This is a genomic window from Pseudomonas sp. SbOxS1 (genome assembly GCF_013416725.1).
Taxonomy (GTDB): Bacteria; Pseudomonadota; Gammaproteobacteria; order Pseudomonadales; family Pseudomonadaceae; genus Aquipseudomonas.
In genome coordinates this window covers 1-21,022 of record NZ_JAAVXC010000036.1, presented here as the reverse complement: position 1 = coordinate 21,022, position 21,022 = coordinate 1, and the positions used below count along the sequence as shown (strand labels likewise).

Below are 21,022 nucleotides of genomic sequence, written 5' to 3'. Positions count from 1 at the left end.
ACATCCTGGTTACTGCTGATCGCTGCCGGATTCCTGGAGATTTTCTTTGCGGTCGGGTTGAAATCCGCGAGCGGCCTTGAACGACCCTGACTGCTGGGCAACCTGATTCCCCTGCACTGACTGCCGTCACACATAACGAAGCTGTCAAAACCGTAATCTTCAACTCAGCCTCATGAAAGCTTGAGCCCATTAACCTCCTCATCGAGCTGACTGGCTTTGCCCGTCCGGCTTCGCCTCAGCGTCTCCTGTATTCACTGTCATCCGACTGACCGGGAACCAAGCAGCATGCAACCTCAAACTTCAAGACGGACTTTTGTAAAGGGACTCGCCGCTGGCGCAATGCTCGGAGGCCTCGGGCTGTGGCGCTCGCCCGTGTGGGCGGTCACCAGCGCCGGTGAGGCGAATGTGTTGGCCGGTACCGACTTCGAGCTGTTCATAGGCGAAACGCCGGTCAACATCACCGGCAACCCGCGCACGGCCATGACCGTCAACGGCGGTATTCCCGGCCCTTTGCTGCGCTGGCGTGAAGGCGACACGGTCACGCTGCGGGTGAGGAACAAACTCAACACCGACACCTCCATTCACTGGCACGGCATCCTGCTGCCGGCCAACATGGACGGTGTGCCCGGCCTGAGTTTCCAGGGCATCGAACCGGGTGGCCTGTACGTCTACCAGTTCAAGGTTCGGCAGCACGGTACTTACTGGTATCACAGCCATTCGGGGTTCCAGGAACAATCGGGCGTCTATGGCCCACTGGTGATCGATGCGAAGGAACCGGAGCCGTTCCAGTACGACCGTGATTACGTGGTGATGCTGAGCGACTGGAGCGACGAAGACGCAGTCGGCTTGATGAAGACGTTGAAAAAACAGTCTGGTTACTACAACTACCACAAGCGCACCGTGGGCGATTTCATCCACGACGTCAGCGAGAACGGTTGGGGGGCCACGGTCGCGGATCGAACGATGTGGGCCGAAATGAAGATGAACCCCACGGACCTGGCCGACGTCAGCGGCGCGACTTACACCTACCTGTTGAACGGCCAGGCACCGGACATGAACTGGACCGGTGTTTTCCGCCCCGGAGAGAAACTGCGGCTGCGCTTTATCAACGGCTCCGCCATGACCTACTTCGACGTGCGTATCCCCGGTGTGAAAATGACCGTGGTCGCGGCGGACGGTCTGCACGTCAAACCGGTCAGCGTCGACGAGTTTCGCATCGCGGTGGCGGAGACGTTCGATGTGATCGTCGAGCCGACCCGGGATGCCCATACCCTGTTCGCCCAGTCGATGGATCGCACCGGCTATGCCCGCGGCACCCTGGCGGTGAAGGCCGGTAGCTCCGCGCCGATACCGCCCCTGGACCCGAGACCGCTGCTGACCATGGATGACATGGGCATGGGCGGCATGGATCACGGCAGCATGGGCGGCGACATGAAGGGAATGGATCACGGCAGCATGGCTGGCATGGGCGAGATGCAGTCCCATCCCGCAACGGAAAACAACAACCCGCTGGTGGACATGCAGGCCATGCCCCCCTCGCCCCGGCTCGATGACCCTGGCCTCGGCCTGCGCGACAACGGTCGTCGCGTCCTGACCTATTCCGACCTGCGCAGCACCTTCGAAGACCCGGACGGCCGCGAACCCGGCCGCACCCTGGAACTGCACCTCACTGGCCACATGGAGAAGTTCGCCTGGTCATTCAACGGCGTGAAATTCTCCGATGCCGAACCCTTGCGCCTCAAATATGGCGAGCGGGTTCGGGTGGTGCTGGTCAACGACACGATGATGACTCATCCCATTCACCTGCATGGCCTGTGGAGCGACCTCGAAGACGAAAACGGTGAGTTCATGGTGCGCAAACACACCATCGACATGCCACCTGGTACCCGACGCAGCTATCGGGTCACGGCCGACGCCCTCGGTCGCTGGGCTTATCACTGCCATCTTCTGTATCACATGGAAATGGGCATGTTCCGTGAAGTTCGCGTGGAAGAATGAGGCGCTACCAATGACCAGACTCACACTTGGCGTTTTGGCACTCGCGACCGCGAACCTCACACCCTCGTCGGCCATGGCCGCCACCGAAGACATGCAGCACATGGATCACAGCCAGATGCAACCTGCTGCGCCCACCGAAAGCCGCACGCCGATCCCGGCGTTGACCGATGCCGACCGCGCCGCCGTGTTCGTAAGCCCCAATGGCCACAACATCCATGACTCCGCGCTCAACCATTACTGGCTTGCCGACAAACTCGAATGGCAGGACGCCGATAACGGCAGTGCCCTGGCCTGGGATATCTCGGGCTGGATCGGAGGAGACATCGACCGCCTGTGGCTGCGCTCCGAAGGCGAACGCACCAACAGCAAGACCGAAGAAGCGCAAATCCAGGCCCTCTGGGGTCACGCCATCTCCCCGTGGTGGGACGTGGTGAGTGGCATTCGCCAGGACTTCAAACCCGGCGCCCCGCAAACCTGGGCGGCGTTCGGCGTGCAAGGCATGGCGCTGTACAACTTCGAGACCGAAGCCACGGCCTTCATCGGTGAAGGCGGCCAAACCGCCGCGCGACTGAAAGGCGAGTACGACATCCTGCTGACCAACCGGCTCATCCTGCAGCCCATCGCCGAACTTGATTTCCACAGCAAGGACGACCCGCAACGAGGCATCGGTTCCGGCCTGTCCAGCAGCGAAGCGGGCCTGCGCCTGCGCTATGAAATCCGCCGGGAATTTGCGCCTTACATCGGCGTGACCTGGAACCGCAGCTATGGCAAAACCGCCGACTATGCCAACGAAGACGGCAAGGATCGCAGCGAAACACGCCTGGTCCTCGGCGTTCGGCTGTGGTTCTAGAACGGCGAGCGGTGTCTGTGGTGAGGGGATTTATCCCCGTTGGGCTGCGAAGCGGCCCCAGTCCGGACAACTCGTTCTGTTTGAACGATCGCTCGGGGCCGCTTTGCGACCCAACGGGGATAAATCCCCTCGCCACAAGTTTGGGACTCAAAATTCGGTCACAGCATTACGTTCACACGCCAGCCTTTCGTGTTATGTTATATCAATACATCAGCTATCGGTTGTTGACCGACAGTGCGACCCACCCCCTGCCTGCGATTTTCGATGACAAACCTTGTTCAGATTCCGCCCATCACCAGCCTGAGCCAACGCCTGATGTCCATCGATGCCCTCAGGGGCCTGGTGATCATTTTCATGCTGCTCGACCACGTGCGCGAAACCTTCTTCCTGCACCGCCAGGTCACCGACCCGATGCTCATCGACAGCACCGAGCCGACGTTGTTTTTCAGCCGCACCCTCGCCCATCTCTGTGCGCCGGTGTTCGTTCTTCTCACTGGCTTGTCAGCCTTCCTGTACGGTGAAAAGCACCAGGGCAAGCCGTCGATGTTCCTGTTCAAGCGAGGCCTGTTCCTGGTTGTGCTGGAGTTCACCCTGGTGAATTTCGCCTGGACCTTCCAGTTATCGCCCACTGTGATCTACCTGCAGGTGATCTGGGCGATTGGCGTCAGCATGATTGCCCTCGCTGTACTGGTCTGGCTACCTCGGCCCATCCTGTGCATCCTGGGCCTGGCCATAGTCGGCGGGCACAACCTGCTCGATCCCCTGCACTTCCCGCCCGGATCGGCGCTGCACCTGCCTTGGGCGATCTTGCATGATCGCGGCTGGATCGAATTCTCCGAGCACTTGCGCCTGCGCACCTCCTACCCCGTGCTGCCGTGGATCGGGGTCATCGCCCTGGGTTACGGCATCGGCCCCTGGTTCGCGCGCTCAACCTCCGCTGCCGTGCGTCAGCGCTATCTGTTGCTGGCCGGGGCCGGCGCATTGATCGGCTTCATCGCCCTGCGCCTGGTCAACGGTTATGGCGAGGCGCAGTGGGTGGTGCATGAAAGCACCACGCACACCCTCATGAGTTTCTTCAACATCACCAAATACCCACCGTCCCTGCTGTTTTTGTGCCTGACGCTGGGTCTGGGACTGTTGCTGCTGCTTGGCTTCGAGCGGGCCCGGCAGCGCCAATGGATCAGCATCCTGGCGGTGTTTGGCGCGGCTCCGATGTTCTTCTACCTGCTCCATCTTTACGTGCTGAAAATGCTGTATCTGCTCAGCGTGGCGTTGTTCGGCCTGAACCAGGGCGACTACTTCGGCTTCGACGGCATAGGGGCCGTGTGGCTGACGGCCGTGCTCCTGGCGGCAATGCTGTATCTACCGGTGCGCTGGTTCGCTGCATTGAAGGCCAGTCGTCGCGATATCACTTGGCTCAAATACTTCTGATTGGGAGATGGATTCGCCTCGGGTGGCATGATCGACTACCATGCCGCCGCCGGTTCCCAAATGGGAATAATAGGGAATCCGAGATGCTGCCAACGCATCAAACGGAACTGCCCCCGCAACTGTAGGTGCCGAGCCTGCTCCTGAACTGCCACTGGGATCGATCCCGGGAAGGCTGGAGCGTGCCATGACGCATCAGTCAGGAGACCTGCCGGCCAAGCAACAATCACTAACCGGCGGGGTGTCCGGGAAGGACATCCTTGCGCGCGCGTCACTTCGGTGATCGCCCCTGCACTGCTTTTTTCGGCAGCGCTCGATGATGTGTTTTCCAGACCTTGCACCCTCGCTGCGTGTACGGTTCAAATGGAGATTGCATCATGCTGTTGCCGCGCCTTTTCGCCCTCGTCACAGGCCTGGGTCTTTCCGCCCTCGCCTGCGCCTCCCCGACCCATTACCCGCTGACGATCGAGAACTGCGGCAGCACACTGACGTTCGCCCACGCCCCTGCCCGCACTGTGACGATCGGCCAGGCCGGCACTGAAATGCTCTTTGCCCTGGGACTCGGTGACAAATTGGTCGGCACTTCGCTGTGGTTCAATGATGTACTGAGCAAGTACAAGGGGCAAAACGACAGGATCGAACGCCTGGCCGATAACGAGCCGAGTTTCGAGGCGGTGATCGGCAAACGCCCGGAGCTGGTCGCCGTCGAGCTTGAGTGGATGGTCGGCCCGCAAGGCGCCGTTGCTACCCGCGAGCAGTTTCACGAACTGCAGATTCCGACCTATCTCATGCCCTCGGACTGCGAGTCCAAGGACAACCTGGTAGGCGCCGACGGCACCCGCCTGCAGCCGTTTCGCATTGACAGCCTCTACAAAAGCATCACCCAGCTGGCCGAGATTTTTGATGTGCAGGCGCGTGGGCAGCAACTGAACGCGCAACTGCAGGCCAGCCTGGCCAAATCCATTGCCGCGGTGCAAGACAAAGACCTCACCCACACCAGCGCGCTGGTCTGGTTTTCCAGTGCCAGCCTGGATATCGATCCCTATGTCGCCGGGCACAAGGGCATTCCCGATTTCATGCTGGGTACTTTGGGCGTGCGTAATGTGGTGCAGTCCGACGAAGAGTGGCCAACCGTTGGCTGGGAAACCATCGCCAAGGCCAACCCGACGTTCCTGGTCATCGCCCGCATGGATCGCCGTCGCTTCCCGGCTGACGACTATGAAAAGAAGCTGCAATTCCTGCGCAGCGATCCCGTGACCCGCAACATGGACGCCGTGAAAAACAACCGCATCATCATTCTCGACGCCATGGCCATGCAGGCCAGCGTGAGAATCTTCGACGGTCTCGAATCGCTGGCAACGGCCATCAATAGCTACGACCTGCCAAAATGACCGCGACGCTGATTCGTACTCTGCTGGCACTGGTGATATTGCTTGTGGCCGTGATTGCCGGTGTGGCCATCGGTGAAACCCCCATCGAACCCGCTGTGGTGTTCCAGGTGCTGGCCAACAAATTGTGGACGGCCGGGTACGCCCTCGATCCCATCGACGAGGGCATCGTCTGGAACTATCGCCTGACCCGCGCGCTGGTGGCGGCGGCTTGCGGGGCTGGCCTGGCGACCTGCGGGGTGATCCTGCAATCGCTGCTACGCAACCCGTTGGCCGACCCCTACCTGCTCGGCATTTCCGCCGGGGCCTCGACAGGCGCGGTGCTGGTGGCGTTGCTGGGCCTGGGGGCCGGCGCGATTTCGATGTCGGCCGGGGCCTTTGCCGGTGCCGTCACCGCCTTCGCCGTGGTTGTGTTGCTGGGTCGTGCCAGCGGTTCACCTGGCAGTAACGGCCAGATCATCCTGGCGGGGATTGCCGGCTCGCAGCTGTTCAATGCGCTCACCGCGTTCCTGATCACCAAGTCGGCCAGCTCCGAACAGGCGCGCGGCATCATGTTCTGGTTGCTGGGCAATCTCAGTGGCGTGCGCTGGCCCTCCGTGTGGCTGGCCGTACCGGTGGCGATCGCCGGTCTCGCGGTGTGCCTGTGGCACCGCCGCGCACTGGATGCCTTTACCTTTGGCACCGACTCCGCGGCCTCGCTCGGCATTGCCGTACGTCCCGTGCAATTTCTGCTGATCAGCTGTGCCGCCCTGGTGACGGCGGTGATGGTGTCGATTGTCGGCTCCATCGGTTTCGTCGGACTGGTGATTCCCCACGCCGCCAGGCTGTTGCTGGGCACTCGGCATACGCGCCTGCTGCCGGCCAGTGCGCTGGGCGGTGCGGTGTTCCTGGTGGCCGCGGATGTGCTCTCGCGCACGTTGATCAAGGGCCAGGTGATTCCGGTCGGCGTAATTACCGCATTGGTTGGCGCGCCGGTATTCGCGTTGATCCTGGTCGGTCGGAGGAATGCCCGATGAATGCCGTTGCACCGGTTATCGACGAAGCCGTGCTGAGTTGTTCCAGCCTCGGATTGCATATCCGCGACGTTGAATTACTGCACGACATCCACCTGGACATTCGCCGTGGCGAAACCCTGGGCCTTGTCGGGCCCAACGGCTCAGGAAAATCCACGCTGCTCAAGCTGCTGGCCGGCGTGCGCCAGCCCAGCCGGGGTGCCATCCAGCTCAACGGCCAAGACCTCAAGGCACTGTCACGGCGATCCATCGCACAAACCCTGGCGGTGGTTGAGCAGCAGGCCGACACTCTGGATGCGATCAGCGTGTTCGATGCCGTGGCCCTGGGCCGAACGCCGTGGCTGTCGGCCTTGAGTCCATGGTCGAAGGCGGACGAAGACATCGTCCATCAAGCCCTGCGTGACGTCGATGCCACGCATCTTTGCCGGCGCACCTGGCGTAGCCTCTCTGGCGGCGAGCGTCAGCGCGTGCACATCGCTCGCGCGCTGGCCCAGCGCCCCCGGATCCTGTTGCTGGACGAACCGACCAATCACCTGGATATCCAGCACCAGCTGGCGATTCTGCAGGTGGTTCATGCATTGCCGGTGACCACCGTGATCGCCCTGCACGATCTTAACCAGGCACTCACCTGCGATCGTCTGGCGGTGCTGGAAAAGGGCCGCCTGGTGGCCCTTGGCAAGCCGCTCGAAGTGTTGACCCCACAACGCCTGCTGGACACCTTCGGCGTCCACGCGCACTACCTCATTGACCCCTTCGACGGCGCGCGCATCCTGCGCTTGCGTTCATCCTGACAGGCGTTCACAGGGGCCCGGTCAGATAGCCGATGAACAGGCGAAACAGCTCGGCGTTGGTGGAGATATCGAGGCGCTGGTAAATGTTGTGCTTGTGAACTTTAACCGTGCCTTCGGATATTTTCAGTGCCGCCGCGATCGACGTACTGCTGTGGCCCTGCAGGATCAGTTTGGCGATGTAGCGCTGGGTTTCCGTCAGTTGCCCCTTGAGGATGTGCACGAACGCATCCTCCGACCTCGCCTCCGTATTCTCAATGCCCGTATAAAAATCGCTGTGCCTGAGCCGGCAATGCAATTGCAGCAGGGAATCGATGACCGGTGCCAGGGTTTCCAGCGCCTTCATTTCCGTGCTCAGAAAGGCGCCATTCTTCAGGTTGCGCATCAGTGAATAGACAATCGCGACGCGTGGCTGGACGGGAATGATGAAGCCAATTTCTTCAATCAGCGTACCGTACTCCGAGGACACACAGGGATGCAGGTCCTTGGAGATGGAAAAGCCCGATGAAAAGAAACTGTCGGGTGCCAGGTCGCTCATCCGCCATAAACCGGCCGGGTGATTGTTGATACAGGCCACATAGAACGGGTCGAGCAGGTAGCCACCGCGAATGTAGGCATTGAGCGTCTTCTCGGGGACCGACTTGTTGTAGCCGTTGTGGATCAATATCGGCGCGTGATTGAAGCGGAAGAGATAACCGCAACTCATATCGAAACCCAATGAATCTCTCAGGGCCAGATCAATGGCTGCTCCCAGTCGATCCGTACCCACGGCGTTTATCAGGGTCGATAGCATTCTTGCGTCACAGGCTTTCATGTTCGCTCGCTTGCGCTCCGGAAATCGAGCCACCCCGGTGGCTCGAATGCATGCGCACGATAGCTGACAAGACCTTCGCGCGATACGTTCGAACTCAACCAGGGAGCGCCCGGATGCCGCTGGTATCAGGTCGGTTCAGGGGCGGCACTGAGCCCGCGCGCGGGAGTGTCCTTCTCGCCCAGTTCCAGCGCCTTGGGTACCGCAAGCCAGTAAGCGAGCAGCATGCCGATCAGGCCACCACTGAGCTTGCCGATGATCAGCGGCAGAATGAGCGAAGGCTGGAAGTTGGCGGAATAGGCCAGATGGTCACCAAAGGTGAATGCGGCACACACTGAAAAGGCGATCACCAACACTTTGTCCTTGGGCGGCATGTCGGCGACCAATCGGAACATCGCCAATATGTTCGCGGACGCCGCCAGCAGACCGGCTGCTCCCACAGGAGAAAGGCCCAGTAGGGAAGCCACCTTTTCGATGGGCCGGGAAAGAAACCGCTTGATCAGATAGACCATCGGGAAGGCACCGCACAGCATGATGCCGACATAGCCTGCGATTTCGAGCGCGCGGAATTGATCCTCCTTGTCGGCAATGATGGGGGCGAAACCCCAGGTGCCGAATACCGAGCTGAAAAACGAGGTGAAGTATTCGACGATCGAGGCCACCAATACCAATGTCACCGCCCCGTATACGACCTGGCCCAACCGGAGAAACAACTGCACCATCAAGTTGGGCAGGTAGCGCAAGGCTGCCGCCAGCGCGACACAGAACAGAATCAACGGCATCAGGTTGCGCACCAGCATCCCCAGGTTGAAATGCAGCGCCTGGGTGGCGTCACCTGCCGTGGCAATGTCGGGACGCACGCCCAGCCCGAGAAACTGCATGCTCATCGCGATAATGATGATGCTGAGCGGAATGCTCAATAAACCCGCCATGATGCCCAACGCCATGTACTTGTGGTCGGCCTTGTTGAGCATCGCCAATCCGACAGGTATCACGAAGATCACGGTAGAGCCGGACTGGAAGCCGGTTATGAGGCCCAGGATCCAGCCTTCGGGGCTTGAAGACAGGGCATGGGCCAACTGATACCCGCCAAGATCGGCGGCGATGAAAATCGGCCCGGCAATGCCGGCATCGGCGCCCATCGCGAGGAAAATCGGCGCCAGGACCTGGCTTATGAAACTGGAAATAAAGGGAATGGCCGCCATGATGCCCGCGACGGGCAAGAAGATCGGCCCGATGCTGTTGATGCCTGCGTTGAATTCCTTCGCGAGTTCGGATTCTGTACTGAAGATCGATGCCAGACCGCCAATAACGGCGCACACCATGATGATGTAAATGACATAGGTGCCTATATGTTCCATTGCTGCCTCTGCTATTAAGAGTTTATTGTTTGGCAGAATTGAGTTGCACAAGGTTTTATTATTGGCAGTCAGTCATCTGACTTAGAGTGCGGTGTATCCGTTGTCGACGAAAAGATGCGTGCCGTTGACGAAGCTGGAATCATCGCTGGCCAGGAACAATGCGGCGGATGCCACTTCCGAAGGCTCACACAGGCGCCCCTGCATTGCGCCGATGGCCTCGTCGGAAGCGTCCACGCCAAAACTGCGCAGCAGGTCCAGTTCGCGCTTGCCATGAGCGGTGCTGATAAACCCCGGGCAGATGGCGTTGCTGCGAATGTTTCGATCGCGGAACTCCACCGAAATGGCCCGTGCGAACATATGGCACGCCCCTTTGGTGGTGCAGTACAAGACTTCCATGGGCGTGCCGACCACCCCGGAAATGGAAGACGTACAGATCACGCTGCCGCCACCCGCCTCGATCATTCCCGGCAGGACAGCCTTGGTGACGAGGAACATGCTTTTGACGTTGATGCTCATCAGGCGATCCCAGTCCGCCTCGTCGGTCTCCAAAAAAGGCCCGGCGGCAATCGTACCCGCATGATTCATCAACACGGTGATCGCGCCAAAACGTTCTTCGGCCTGCCTGACTGCGCGATGCACCTGATCGGCAACGGAGACATCCGTCGCCAGGAAACAGGCACTGCCGCCGGCAGCGTTGATCTGCGCAGCCACTTCTTCGCCCTGGCTGGTGGGAAGGTCCAGGATCGCCACCTTCGCGCCTTCCTTGGCAAACAATAACGAAACAGCCAGGCCACAGCCCCCTGCCCCTCCGGTGATCAATGCTACCTTTCCTGCCAGTCGCCCCATTTTTGTTTTCCTCAGTGATAATCCAGTGCAGGTTTGCGGTTTCAAGCTAAACGTCGACGACCGGATGCGTCCATATATCAACCGATATATATGATGGCAACCTACTGTTTGATATGGTTTTTTTAGATTAACGGCTGCGCGAGAAAGGAATTCAGAATGCTTTATTTCCAGCAAATGTTGGGCATTGCCGTGTTTTCCATCACCGGCGTGTTGGCCATCAAGAAAGCCGATGTGGATCTGTTCGGTGCTGTGGTGCTAGGCATCATCACCGCTATTGGTGGTGGCACGATCCGCGATCTGCTGCTGGATCAGCCGATCTTCTGGATTGCCGACTTCAATTACATCTGGGTCGCCTTGTTCGCTGCGCTGCTGGCGTTTTTTTTGACCCAGAGACTACAACGGCGCTACCGTCTGCTGCTTTATCTCGATGGCTTGGCGGCTGCGCTGTTCGCATTGTCGGCGACCGAAAAAGTCCTGGCATTGCAGCTTGCGGCGCCCCTGGCAGTGATGATGGGCGTGCTGACCAGCATCGGCGGCGGTATCGCCCGGGATGTGCTGGCTGGACGCGTTTCGCTGCTGATGTCGCGAGAGATTTACGCCACGCCGCTGTTGTTGGGATGTACGCTCTACGTGCTGTTGCGAGACGTATTCCCGTCAATCTGGATTGGCGGCTGGATTGCCTTGATTTTCACCTTCGGCCTGCGGTTCTTGGCCATTTACAAGCATCTTCAGATGCCCGCCATTTTTTCTACCCGGCAGGGATGAATCGTCCCATCAACCGTGCAGCGAACGCTGGAATGGACTCTCTCGACTATAAGGACTTAACGTTCATGGACATCACCTTTTCTCAAGTCAGCGAGCGTTTGAACGACCGCCGATTCACCGTAGCAGGCAACACCCACGGGCTATCTGGAACAGGCACGGTGTTTCATTACCATGTCGAGGGAGATGCCGTTTGGGGCACCTACCAGGGTGGCAAGATCCGCATGGGCCATCAAGTCGGCCGCGTGACAGGCCCCGAGACCATCGAGCTGCTTTTTCATTGCCTGACCACGGAGGGTGAAATTCTGTCCGGCTGGTCTCGTGGCACGGTAGGCGTAGATCACGAGGGGCGCACTACCCTGTCCTTTGTATGGGGTTGGTTGTCGGGCGCGACGGGAGGTGGGGAGTCTAGCTACGTCGAGCTTGTCGCTTGGCAAACGCCATCAGACTGTAAAAAGCCATGATCTTCACACAGTGCCGAAACCGGAGAATGAAATGAAAGGAAGCTGCGCTTGTGGGGCTGTAGGCTATGAGATCGACAGCATTGATATGCCCATCAGCCACTGTCACTGCAGTACCTGCCGCAAGACCCATGCCGCTGCTTATGTCTCCACGGCTGGCGTGTTGAAAGAGCATTTCCGGTGGACACGAGGCCTGGACGCATTGAGGCCTTTCGAGTCATCCCCCGGGAAGATCCGACACTTCTGCTCCCTCTGCGGATCGCACCTGGCGGCTGAGCGTAACGGCTCAAACGCGATGATCGTGCGCGTGGCGACGCTGGACGAGGATCCTGGTTCCAGGCCCGAATATCACATCTGGACGGAGCAAGACGTCGCGTGGCTGAATGGAGAGGGTCTGCCAGGCTACTCACAATGGCAGCCTGGACGATGATGGAACGTTTGCCTGGCCATATTCACGACTCGCCATGATCGTTCCCACGCTCTGCGTGGGAATGCATCCTGTGACGCTCCGCGTCACCGTTGCGCATGGCTCATGTCATGCGTCGTCAGCGGAACGCGGAGCGTCCCTGGCGGCATTCCCACGCAGAGCGTGGGAACGATCAGAATCAGACCGCATCACGACCTCGACCAGTGTTTTCATGGTTTTTCACATCGCCGATGTCAAGACGATCTGCACTGAATGCAATACGTTCTGACGCCACGGGAGTGGCATCAAAGGCAACACTGTCTGCACGCCCAACGCACACCGCGCCGGGTTGTTGATTAGTGTTCCTCACCACTCCTGGAAGCCTTGATCATGAAAACCTTAAGCATCGAGAACAGCAGCACCAACAACGTACAGATCCCTTCCACGCTCGGGATCAAAACCATGGCGCTTGGCACCTACGGTGCCTACTTTTCACTTGCCGTCATTTACTTCTGGTTCGGCGGGATGAAGTTCACCCACTACGAAGCCACCGGGCTGGTGCCGCTGGTGAGCAACAGCCCTTTCCTGGGTTGGGTCTACGACATTTTCAGTGTCGATACCTTCTCCAGCCTGCTCGGCATCCTGGAGGTCTCGATCGGTGCCCTGATTGCGGGTCGCTTGCTGTCACCCAAGCTTTCATTGATCGGCGGTGCATTGTCGGCCGGACTGTTCTTCACCACCTTGAGCTTCATGTTCTCGACCCCCGGCGTGATTGAACCCAGCCTCGGTTTTCCAGGCATTTCGGTGGCGCCGGGGCAGTTTCTGCTCAAGGACATCGGCTTGCTGGCCGCCTCGATCTTTGTCGCCGGCCATTCCCTGACCGAGTTGCAAAGCCGTTGAACCGATGATCGACCCTGCGCGATGGCCTGGAGCAATTCGATGCTTTCAGGCCATTGCCCCATCATCTTCCCCCGCCAGATCTTTCATCCAGTCCCGCGGGCTGTAGCCCGTCTTGCGTCGAAACGCGCGTGCAAGTGCCGAAGGGCTTTCATAGCCGACCTCGGCGGCGATCAGCGTAATCGAGCGCCCTTCACGCAGACGCTTCTGCGCCAGGCTGATCCGCCAACTCAACAGATACTCGGCAGGCGTCTGCCCGATGACGTCCCGGAAATGCACCGCGTAGGCCGCGCGCGACATATTCGACTCGCTCGCCAGTTGCGCGATCGACCAGGCACGCTCCGGTGCGTTGTGCATCTGCACCAGGGAGCGCGCCAAGCGCGTATCGGCCAGGCCAGCCATCATTCCGGTACGCAACTGTTGGTGATCAAGCAGGTGCCGAAACAACAGGATGATCAGCAGTTCAAACAAGCGCTCCAGCGCGGCCTCCCTGCCACAGTGCGCACCCGCCGCCTCGCCGAACATCCATTTCAGGGTATCGGCGAGCATGGGCAGTTCATCCAGGGACAATACCAGGCAATCGGGTAACGACGCCGCCAACGGATTATCGACCCCGCCCTCGAACTCCATTGAGGCACACAACAGTTGAGCGCCCTCGGATTCACCGGCGAACAACTGATGCCGGCTGGGGCGTGGCATGAAAATCAGGCTGGGCCGGGTCAGCAGCACGTCCTTGCGATCGGCGCCCAGCAACGTCACGCTACCCGCCTGCAGCAGGTGGATATAACCACGCCGCTGCGTCCCATCGTAGGACGCCAGGCCGCACAACCTGCCGTTGTAAAACAGGTTTGCGCGCACACCGAACTGCGAAAACAAGGTAGACAGGCGATCCATGGGCGATCTCTTGGCCAGGCATAGACGCTCAGATCATAACACCGCCTTGCCAGCTCACTGGCGCAGCGCTCGACAATGTCCAGCGCCTGCAGCGCCGCCTCGGGTTGCCGGGCAACTTGGAATCTCCCACAGGGGATTGCGGACTAGCCTGCACACACCGAAGTACTGGATGGCAACGAGTCGTTTCCCGTAGCCCGACCCATCAACTGACAACGTCCGGGCCTACCCCAAAGGAGGGGGATAAATGCCCGGCACATGCCTCTATTGTGAACGCCTGTAACGGGCCACGAATTCCTTCCATGGCCCACTCGACACTGTCTGACGAGAGATGCCATGACTGACCTGCTGCTCAACGAACGCGAACTGCGCTTCCAGCTTTATGAGCTGCTCGAGACCGAAGCGTTGCTGCAACGCCCGCGCTACGCGGACCACGACCGTGGCGTGTTCGACGCCTCTCTCACCACCGCCCGCCAGATTGCCGCCGAGCTGTTCGCCCCGTACAACCACAAGGGCGATGCCAACGAGCCGACCTTCGATGGCGAGCGGATCCACATGATCGCCGAGACCAAAGTCGCCTGGGATGCCTTTGCCCAGGCCGGGTTCCTGGCCGCGCACCACGATTTTGCCGATGGCGGCCTGCAACTGCCCGAAGTGGTCCTGCGCGCCTGCATGGCGTATTTCAATGCGGCGAACATCTCCACGGTCGCCTATTCCTTCCTGAGCATTGGCGCGACCAATTTGCTCAAAGCCTTTGCCGGTCCACAGTTGCGCGAGCGTTTCCTGGCGCCGATGCTCGACGGCCGCTTCAGCGGCACCATGGCCCTCACCGAGCCCGGCCAGGGTTCGGCGCTGGGCGACTTGCGCACCTTGGCACGCCCGGCCGAAAACGGCACGTACCGGATCTTCGGCCAGAAGATGTTCATCTCCGGTGGCGATCACGAACTGACCGAGAACATCGTGCACATGGTGTTGGCCCGTATCGAAGGCGCGCCGGCCGGTACCAAGGGTATTTCGCTGTTCCTGGTGCCCAAGTTCCTGCTCAATGCCGACGGCAGCGTCGGTGCGCGCAACGACGTGGCCCTGGCCGGCCTGCTGCACAAGATGGGCTACCGCAACACCACGTCCACAGTGCTCAGTTTCGGCGAGCACGATGGCGCCGTGGGTTACCTGGTCGGTGAAGCGCATCAGGGCCTGAGCTACATGTTCCAGATGATGAACGAGGCCCGCATCGGTGTCGGCCTGGGGGCCGCGAGCCTCGCCTACCAGAGCTACATTCACGCCCTGGACTATGCCCGCCAGCGCCCACAGGGTCGCCTGCCCGGGAACAAGAACCCGGCAGCGCCCCAGGTGCGCATCGTCGAGCATGCCGATGTGCGCCGGATGCTGCTGCAACAGAAGGTCTATGCCGAGGGCAGCCTGGCGCTGTGCCTGTATGCCAGCAGCCTGGTGGAAGATGCCCACACCGGCTCCACGCCGCTTGAGCGCAACAACGCCGCCGAACTGCTCGACGTGCTGACGCCGGTGGTCAAGACCTACCCTTCGCGCTACGGCCTGCTCGCGTCCGAGATTGGCGTGCAGGTGCTTGGCGGTGCCGGTTATACCCGCGAATACCCGTTGGAGCAGTACTACCGCGACAACCGCCTGAACCCGATCCATGAAGGCACCGAAGGCATCCAGGCGATTGACCTGCTGGGTCGCAAACTGGGGCCGCGCGGGGGTGACGGCTATCGACTGTTCACCGCCGAAGTGCTTGCCACCCTGCTAGCCGCCAACAGCGACGCACACTGCGCGCCGCTCGCGGCACTGCTGGCCGATGCCTTGAGCGTGCTCGAGCAAGTCACCGCCAGCCTGCAAGCGCAGGTGGTGGCCGATGCCAATCTCGGCATGGCCAATGCCACGCCCTATCTGGATCTGTTTGGACGCGTGGTGGTCGGCTGGATCTGGTTGCGCCAGGCGCTGCTGGCCAGCCGCGCCCTGGTGACGGGCGCAGGCGATGGCGACGCGGATTTCTATCAAGGCAAGTTGCAGGCCGCGCATTACTTCATGACCTGGGAACTGGCGTCGCTGGCGTCCCAGGGGCGCCTGCTCACTGAAGCCAACCATGTCGCCTATTACATGCAGGACCGCTGGTTCTAACGCCCCTCCCCTGTAGGAGCGAGCCTGCTCGCGATGGTCGTCAACGATAACGCGTGCTTTCTGGGTTCACGCGGTGTTCTTTAGTCCATCGCGAGCAGGCTCGCTCCTACAAGGGTCGGTGATAACAATAAATTTCAGGAAAGCATCATGAGCAACTTGGTCACCTACCACGTCGAAGACAATTTCGCCCTGATCGGCCTGGCATCAAAGCCCGTCAACGCATTGGGACAACCCCTGCGCGCGGCCATTCTCGAGGCCTGTGAGCGCGCCGCCAGCGACCCTGGTATCTCGGCGATCATCGTGCACGGTGCTAACGGCTTGTTCTGCGCCGGTGCCGACATCAGCGAATTCGGACTCCCCGGGTCGTTCGCCGCCCCGTCCCTGCCCGACCTGCTGCTGCGCCTGACCCAGATCGACAAGCCACTGATTGCCAGCATCGGCCGCTTCGCCCTCGGTGGCGGGCTGGAACTGGCGCTGGCCTGCGGTTATCGCATCAGCGCTGCCGACAGCCGCCTCGGCCTGCCGGAAATCAACCTGGGCCTTTTGCCCGGTGCGGGTGGGACCCAGCGTTTGCCGCGACTGATCGGGGCCGAACCGGCACTGGAGATGATGATGTCCGGCCAGCCTGTCAGCGCGGGCCGTGCCCTTGAGCTTGGCCTGATCGATTGCCTGCTCGGGGAAGGCGACTGCCTGCACGACGGCGCACGCGCCTTCGCCCGCGAACTGATCAGCGAAGGCGCACCGGCGCGTCCCGCAGAACGTCACGCCAATCCGGCTGCCGCCCTGCCCGATGGCTATTTCACGGACTATCGCGCCAGCCACGAACCGCGCTGGAAAAACCGCCTGGCACCGCGGCTGGTGCTGGCGGCCGTCGAATCGGCCTGCGTGCTGCCGTTGCAGGCCGGCCTGGAGCGCGAAGTCGCGCTGTTCAAGGAAGCCGAAGCCTCGACGCAATCCCAGGCCCTGCGCCACGTGTTTTTCGCCGAGCGCGAAGCCGGCAAAGTGGCCGGTGTCAGCGCGTCTACAGCCTTGCGTCCGGTCACCCGAGTGGCGGTGATCGGCGCCGGGACCATGGGCGGTGGCATCGCCATGAACTTCGCCAATGTCGGCATTCCCGTCACGCTGCTGGAGCTCAAGCCCGAGGCGCTGGAGCGCGGGCTGGGGCAGATCCGCAACAGCTACCAGATCAGCCTGCAACGCGGCAAGCTGACCCAGGAACAGCTTGACCAGCGCATGGCCTTACTCACCGGCACCCTAGAGTATGCCGACATTGCCGAGTGCGACCTGGTGATCGAGGCGGTGTTCGAAAGCCTGCCGATCAAGCAGCAAGTGTTCCGCACCCTGGATGAGGTGTGCAAGCCAGGGGCGATTCTGGCCAGCAACACCTCCACCCTCGATGTCGACCAGATCGCCGCGGTCACCCGTCGCCCGCAAGATGTCATCGGCCTGCACTTCTTCAGTCCGGCCAATGTGATGCGCCTGCTCGAAGTGGTTCGCGGCAAACTCACCGCGCCCGAGGTGCTGGCGACCACGCTGAAACTGGGCAAGACCATTGGAAAAATTCCCGTGGTGTCCGGCGTGTGCTTCGGCTTCATCGGCAATCGCATGCTCGAACCCTACTCCCGCGAAGCCCACCGCCTGGTGTTGGAGGGCGCGACCCCAGCGCAGATCGACCAGGTGCTGACTGACCTGGGCCTGGCCATGGGGGTGATGGCGATGCACGACCTGGCCGGAATCGACGTCAGCTTCCTGGTGCGCGAGTCGCGCCGCGAGGCGATTGCCCATGACCTGAGCTACTGCCGTCTGGCTGACGAACTGAACGCCCTCGGTCGCTTCGGCCAGAAGAGCAAGCGCGGCGCCTACATCTACGAGGGCCGCGAGCGCAAGGAAGACTTCGAGGTCATCACCCTGGCCGAACGCATCGCCGGCGAACTGGACATCCCGCGCCGGCCGATCACCACGCAGGAGATTCATGACCGCTGCCTGTTCATGCTGATCAACGAAGGCCTGCAGCTTCTCGACGAAGGCATCGCCGAACGCAGTGGCGATATCGACCTGGTGTGGATCAACGGCTACGGCTTCCCGACCTGGCTCGGCGGGCCGATGCACTATGCCGAGCAGATCGGCCTGGACAAGGTGCTGGCCGGTATCCGCCATTACCGCAAGGCCCTCGGCGAATACGGCGAGATGTGGTTCCACCCTGCCCCGTTACTGGAGCGCCTGGTCGCTGCCGGCAAGACCCGCATCGAACGAATCTGAGTGCGGATCGGCCACCCAGGGTGGCCGAACCACTCCCCAACAGGAGCAATACGATGAAAGAAAACCTCGGTTTTTCCCTGAAAGGCAAAACGGTGTTGGTCACTGGCGCCTCCAGCGGCATCGGCGCGCATCTGGCGCGCGTGGCCAGCGATGCGGGTGCGCGCGTGGTGCTGGGCGCCCGACGTGTCGAGCGCTTGCAACAGCTGGCAGGCGAGATTCGCCAGAGTGGTGGTGAGGCTCTGGCCGTGGCGTTGGACGTTACCGATCGGGACAGCGTTGAAGCCGCGTTTGATGCCGCCGAAGGCGTTTTCGGTGTTGTGGACGTGGTGCTCAACAATGCCGGTATCGGCAATGGCCAGCGGGTGCTGGAGATCAGCGAGGCGGATTGGCGCGCGATGCTGTCGACCAACCTCGACGGCGTCTGGCGCGTTGCCCAGTGTGCGGCGCAACGGCTCGCCAAGGCACAGCGACCCGGCAGCATCGTCAACATTGCCTCGATGCTCGGCCTGCGCGTGGGCACCGGCTACAGCCACTACTGCGCGGCGAAGGCTGGCGTGGTGCAACTGAGCAAATCCCTGGCGCTGGAACTGGCGCGCTACCAGATCCGCGTGAATGCGATTGCGCCAGGTTACTTCAAGACCGAAATGACCGGTGACTGGTTCGACAGCGAAGGCGGCCAGGCGTACTTACGCGACACCGTGCCGATGCGGCGCCTGGGCACTTTGCAGGAACTGGAAGGCCCGTTTCTCCTGCTTGCGAGCGAGGCTGGCGCCTTCATGACAGGCGCGGTGCTGGCGGTGGACGGCGGGCATCTGGTCGGTAGCCTGTAAAACGCCAGTTCCCGCGAATGAACTCGCTCCCCTGTAGGAGCGAGGCTTGCCCGCGAACCAGACACCGCGGTGTATCAGTCATACCGCGTCATCGTTCTTCGCCGGCAAGCCTGGCTCCTACAGGCGAACCAGACGCCGCGGTGTATCAGTAATACCGCGTCATCGTTCTTCACCGGCAAGTCGGATCGCCGCACCGCTGGCTCCTACAGGCGAACCAGACGCCGCGGTGTAGCAGTAATACCGCGTCATCGTTCTTCGCCGGCAAGTCGGATCGCCGCACCGCTGGCTCCTACAGGACCTTGACCAGTGGCGGCGGGAAGTAAGTCCCGTTGGCCACGCCGTCCAGCGGGCCGTAGAAACGCATCGTCAGGCGGTAGACACTGCCCTTGGGCGTGGGAAGCCAGTTTCCCGGCGGCGCGTTCTCCGGTTTCTCGGCAGCAAAATACAGCGTGAGCGAACCATCCGCCCCGCGCTGGGGCTTGGTCTGCTCATTGAGCAAATAGCGTTTTTCAGGGTTGGGCAGCACGCGAAAAAGCACGCTGTCGACGGCAATGACCGACCAGAAGTACTTGGCAAACCGGGTTGGCAAGGCGTCGGCCGGGAACGTCAACGTATAGACGTTGTTGCCATTGAGCTCGGCGCCCGTCGAATCGCTGCCTCCTCGATAGTAGAGGACCTCGGGCTTGATGTTGGCCCAGATCCCGCCATGGTTGACCAGGGTCCGCGCCAGATAGTCGAGCCCGTATTCTCCAACGACCCCCGGACGTGCCCAGCCATTTTCAGCGGTGCCATGGCCGATGAGTCGACCGGCCTTGCCGATCTGCGCGAAGGCCACGGTGCGAATGATCTTGTCGACACGCGCCCGTTCGGCAGGATCGCTGATGGCCTTGGCCACCGCGCGCGTTGTCTGTTGCAGCGGCTCCAGGCCTACACTGAGGTCCGGCTCGCTATCGAGTGCAACTTGCGCGGCATCGAAGGCTTCGACGCCGGGCAACGTCTCCAGCTCGAAGATCGGCGTCTTGGGGATCTCTGGCAGCTTGGGACTGCCGGTGGCCGCGAGCTTGAACTGATGCTGCAGGGCAACGGCGGCCTCCGGGTCGCTGCCCAGTGCCACACGCGCCAGGATCCGCGCCTGCTTGACCGGCAAATCGATGCGGCTCGTCAGGCCGTCTGGCAACTTGACCTTGGCGCCTTTGAGGCACACGGCAAAATCGCCCCACGACTGCCTGGGAAACACCCGCTCGTTGATATTGGCAAGCGTCTCGCCCCAGCCGTTGAGAAACTGCACGGTGAAGTAGCGATCCTGGATTTTCGGCACCGACACGATGGTGCAACTGGACTCATCGACCGCGACCCAGGCTTCCGAATAGGCCACATCAAGGTTGGGGTTGGGCCAATCGACTGCTCCGGGCGTGCGGTGGAGGATTTCATTCCATTTGAAACCTTTCTGGAAATCCAGTTGTTGCTGGCGCGTCACGTGCAGGCGGCCGAGCAGGTAAATGTACGAATCGGCGATGTCCTGATCACCGGGTTGCATCTGATCTGCTGCAGAGCTGTTGCCTGCGGCGAATAGCAGCATGCCGAGCAACGTTATCGTGCGTGAAAGTCCTGACCGATCCATCGTGTTCTCCACCTGAACAGCGGGGGTCTTTAGTGTAGTGCTGTTCAGTTAGGCATGGGGTTGTATATAAGCACTGGATTGGGGGCATATCCATTGCTGCGGTAACGGCCGCCTATGGTTTCGCTCTTACAGCGACTCACTTTTCCAAACGCCGGAGTGCCGGCCCAGCGAAAAGTAAGCAAAAGGCTTTGCCCCACCACTTGGTGCCTCGCTAAGGCTCGGCATGCCCTCTCTCCGGCATTGCTCCGTGGGTCGCCGCGATGGGCCGTCCCT

General features: G+C 61.0%; 18 protein-coding genes and 1 riboswitch. Of the genes, 13 read left to right on the top strand and 5 right to left on the bottom strand.

The genetic code is table 11. The features are described 5' to 3' along the window. Positions 1-285: 285 nt before the first annotated feature. The 6 genes from HFK74_RS27395 (at position 286) to HFK74_RS27370 (ending at position 7,468) form a co-directional block, all read left to right on the top strand. Positions 286-1,998: a copper resistance system multicopper oxidase gene (locus HFK74_RS27395; protein ID WP_180206224.1), complete on the top strand. Its 1,713-nt coding sequence runs from the start codon at positions 286-288 to the stop codon at positions 1,996-1,998. 10 nt (positions 1,999-2,008) lie between these two features. Then, the gene (locus tag HFK74_RS27390; protein ID WP_180206223.1) at positions 2,009-2,848 is read left to right on the top strand and encodes a copper resistance protein B; all 840 of its coding nucleotides are present in this window, start codon (positions 2,009-2,011) and stop codon (positions 2,846-2,848) included. Positions 2,849-3,112: 264 nt separating this feature from the next. Further along, positions 3,113-4,279, top strand: coding sequence for a DUF1624 domain-containing protein (locus HFK74_RS27385; RefSeq protein WP_180206222.1), 1,167 nt, complete (start codon positions 3,113-3,115; stop codon positions 4,277-4,279). 33 nt (positions 4,280-4,312) lie between these two features. Then, positions 4,313-4,507, top strand: a riboswitch (cobalamin riboswitch). A gap of 146 nt (positions 4,508-4,653) precedes the next feature. Continuing rightward, positions 4,654-5,667: an ABC transporter substrate-binding protein gene (locus HFK74_RS27380; RefSeq protein ID WP_180206221.1), complete on the top strand. Its 1,014-nt coding sequence runs from the start codon at positions 4,654-4,656 to the stop codon at positions 5,665-5,667. An 8-nt stretch (positions 5,668-5,675) separates the two neighbouring features. After that, a complete protein-coding gene (locus HFK74_RS27375) occupies positions 5,676-6,680 on the top strand; it encodes an iron ABC transporter permease (RefSeq protein WP_180206247.1) in 1,005 nt (334 codons plus the stop codon). Next, on the top strand, positions 6,677-7,468 hold the full coding sequence (locus HFK74_RS27370; RefSeq protein WP_180206220.1) for an ABC transporter ATP-binding protein: 792 nt from the start codon (positions 6,677-6,679) through the stop codon (positions 7,466-7,468). The genes HFK74_RS27375 and HFK74_RS27370 overlap by 4 nt, the downstream gene beginning before the upstream one ends. Before the next feature lie 7 nt (positions 7,469-7,475). On the opposite strand, the gene HFK74_RS27365 is transcribed toward HFK74_RS27370, so the two are convergent. From HFK74_RS27365 to HFK74_RS27355, 3 genes are all read right to left on the bottom strand, one after another. Continuing rightward, positions 7,476-8,279 (bottom strand): helix-turn-helix transcriptional regulator, encoded by an 804-nt coding sequence (locus HFK74_RS27365; protein ID WP_180206219.1) that lies wholly within the window; start codon positions 8,277-8,279, stop codon positions 7,476-7,478. A 125-nt stretch (positions 8,280-8,404) separates the two neighbouring features. Next, the gene (gene eutH / locus HFK74_RS27360; protein WP_180206246.1) at positions 8,405-9,637 is read right to left on the bottom strand and encodes an ethanolamine utilization protein EutH; all 1,233 of its coding nucleotides are present in this window, start codon (positions 9,635-9,637) and stop codon (positions 8,405-8,407) included. A gap of 81 nt (positions 9,638-9,718) precedes the next feature. After that, complete coding sequence (locus tag HFK74_RS27355; protein ID WP_180206218.1) at positions 9,719-10,483, bottom strand: SDR family NAD(P)-dependent oxidoreductase; 765 nt, start codon at positions 10,481-10,483, stop codon at positions 9,719-9,721. 156 nt (positions 10,484-10,639) lie between these two features. Between HFK74_RS27355 and HFK74_RS27350 the strand changes: the two genes are divergently transcribed. The 4 genes from HFK74_RS27350 to HFK74_RS27335 all read left to right on the top strand — a co-directional run bounded on the left by HFK74_RS27350 (position 10,640) and on the right by HFK74_RS27335 (position 13,012). Next, the gene (locus tag HFK74_RS27350) at positions 10,640-11,248 is read left to right on the top strand and encodes a trimeric intracellular cation channel family protein (RefSeq protein ID WP_180206217.1); all 609 of its coding nucleotides are present in this window, start codon (positions 10,640-10,642) and stop codon (positions 11,246-11,248) included. A 65-nt stretch (positions 11,249-11,313) separates the two neighbouring features. Further along, complete coding sequence (locus HFK74_RS27345; protein ID WP_180206216.1) at positions 11,314-11,709, top strand: hypothetical protein; 396 nt, start codon at positions 11,314-11,316, stop codon at positions 11,707-11,709. A gap of 31 nt (positions 11,710-11,740) precedes the next feature. Beyond that, the gene (locus HFK74_RS27340) at positions 11,741-12,136 is read left to right on the top strand and encodes a GFA family protein (RefSeq protein ID WP_180206215.1); all 396 of its coding nucleotides are present in this window, start codon (positions 11,741-11,743) and stop codon (positions 12,134-12,136) included. Positions 12,137-12,502: 366 nt separating this feature from the next. Continuing rightward, positions 12,503-13,012, top strand: coding sequence for a YkgB family protein (locus HFK74_RS27335; protein WP_180206214.1), 510 nt, complete (start codon positions 12,503-12,505; stop codon positions 13,010-13,012). A 45-nt stretch (positions 13,013-13,057) separates the two neighbouring features. On the opposite strand, the gene HFK74_RS27330 is transcribed toward HFK74_RS27335, so the two are convergent. Next, complete coding sequence (locus HFK74_RS27330) at positions 13,058-13,903, bottom strand: AraC family transcriptional regulator (protein ID WP_180206213.1); 846 nt, start codon at positions 13,901-13,903, stop codon at positions 13,058-13,060. Positions 13,904-14,236: 333 nt separating this feature from the next. Between HFK74_RS27330 and HFK74_RS27325 the strand changes: the two genes are divergently transcribed. From HFK74_RS27325 to HFK74_RS27315, 3 genes are all read left to right on the top strand, one after another. Next, on the top strand, positions 14,237-16,039 hold the full coding sequence (locus HFK74_RS27325; RefSeq protein WP_180206212.1) for an acyl-CoA dehydrogenase: 1,803 nt from the start codon (positions 14,237-14,239) through the stop codon (positions 16,037-16,039). 147 nt (positions 16,040-16,186) lie between these two features. Then, positions 16,187-18,298: a 3-hydroxyacyl-CoA dehydrogenase NAD-binding domain-containing protein gene (locus HFK74_RS27320; RefSeq protein WP_180206211.1), complete on the top strand. Its 2,112-nt coding sequence runs from the start codon at positions 16,187-16,189 to the stop codon at positions 18,296-18,298. A gap of 53 nt (positions 18,299-18,351) precedes the next feature. Beyond that, positions 18,352-19,128, top strand: a complete 777-nt coding sequence (locus tag HFK74_RS27315) for an SDR family NAD(P)-dependent oxidoreductase (protein ID WP_180206210.1) — start codon at positions 18,352-18,354, stop codon at positions 19,126-19,128. 289 nt (positions 19,129-19,417) lie between these two features. Here the strand turns inward: HFK74_RS27315 and HFK74_RS27310 are convergent, their stop codons facing one another. Beyond that, positions 19,418-20,749, bottom strand: coding sequence for a DUF1214 domain-containing protein (locus tag HFK74_RS27310; RefSeq protein ID WP_180206209.1), 1,332 nt, complete (start codon positions 20,747-20,749; stop codon positions 19,418-19,420). Positions 20,750-21,022 lie beyond the last annotated feature (273 nt).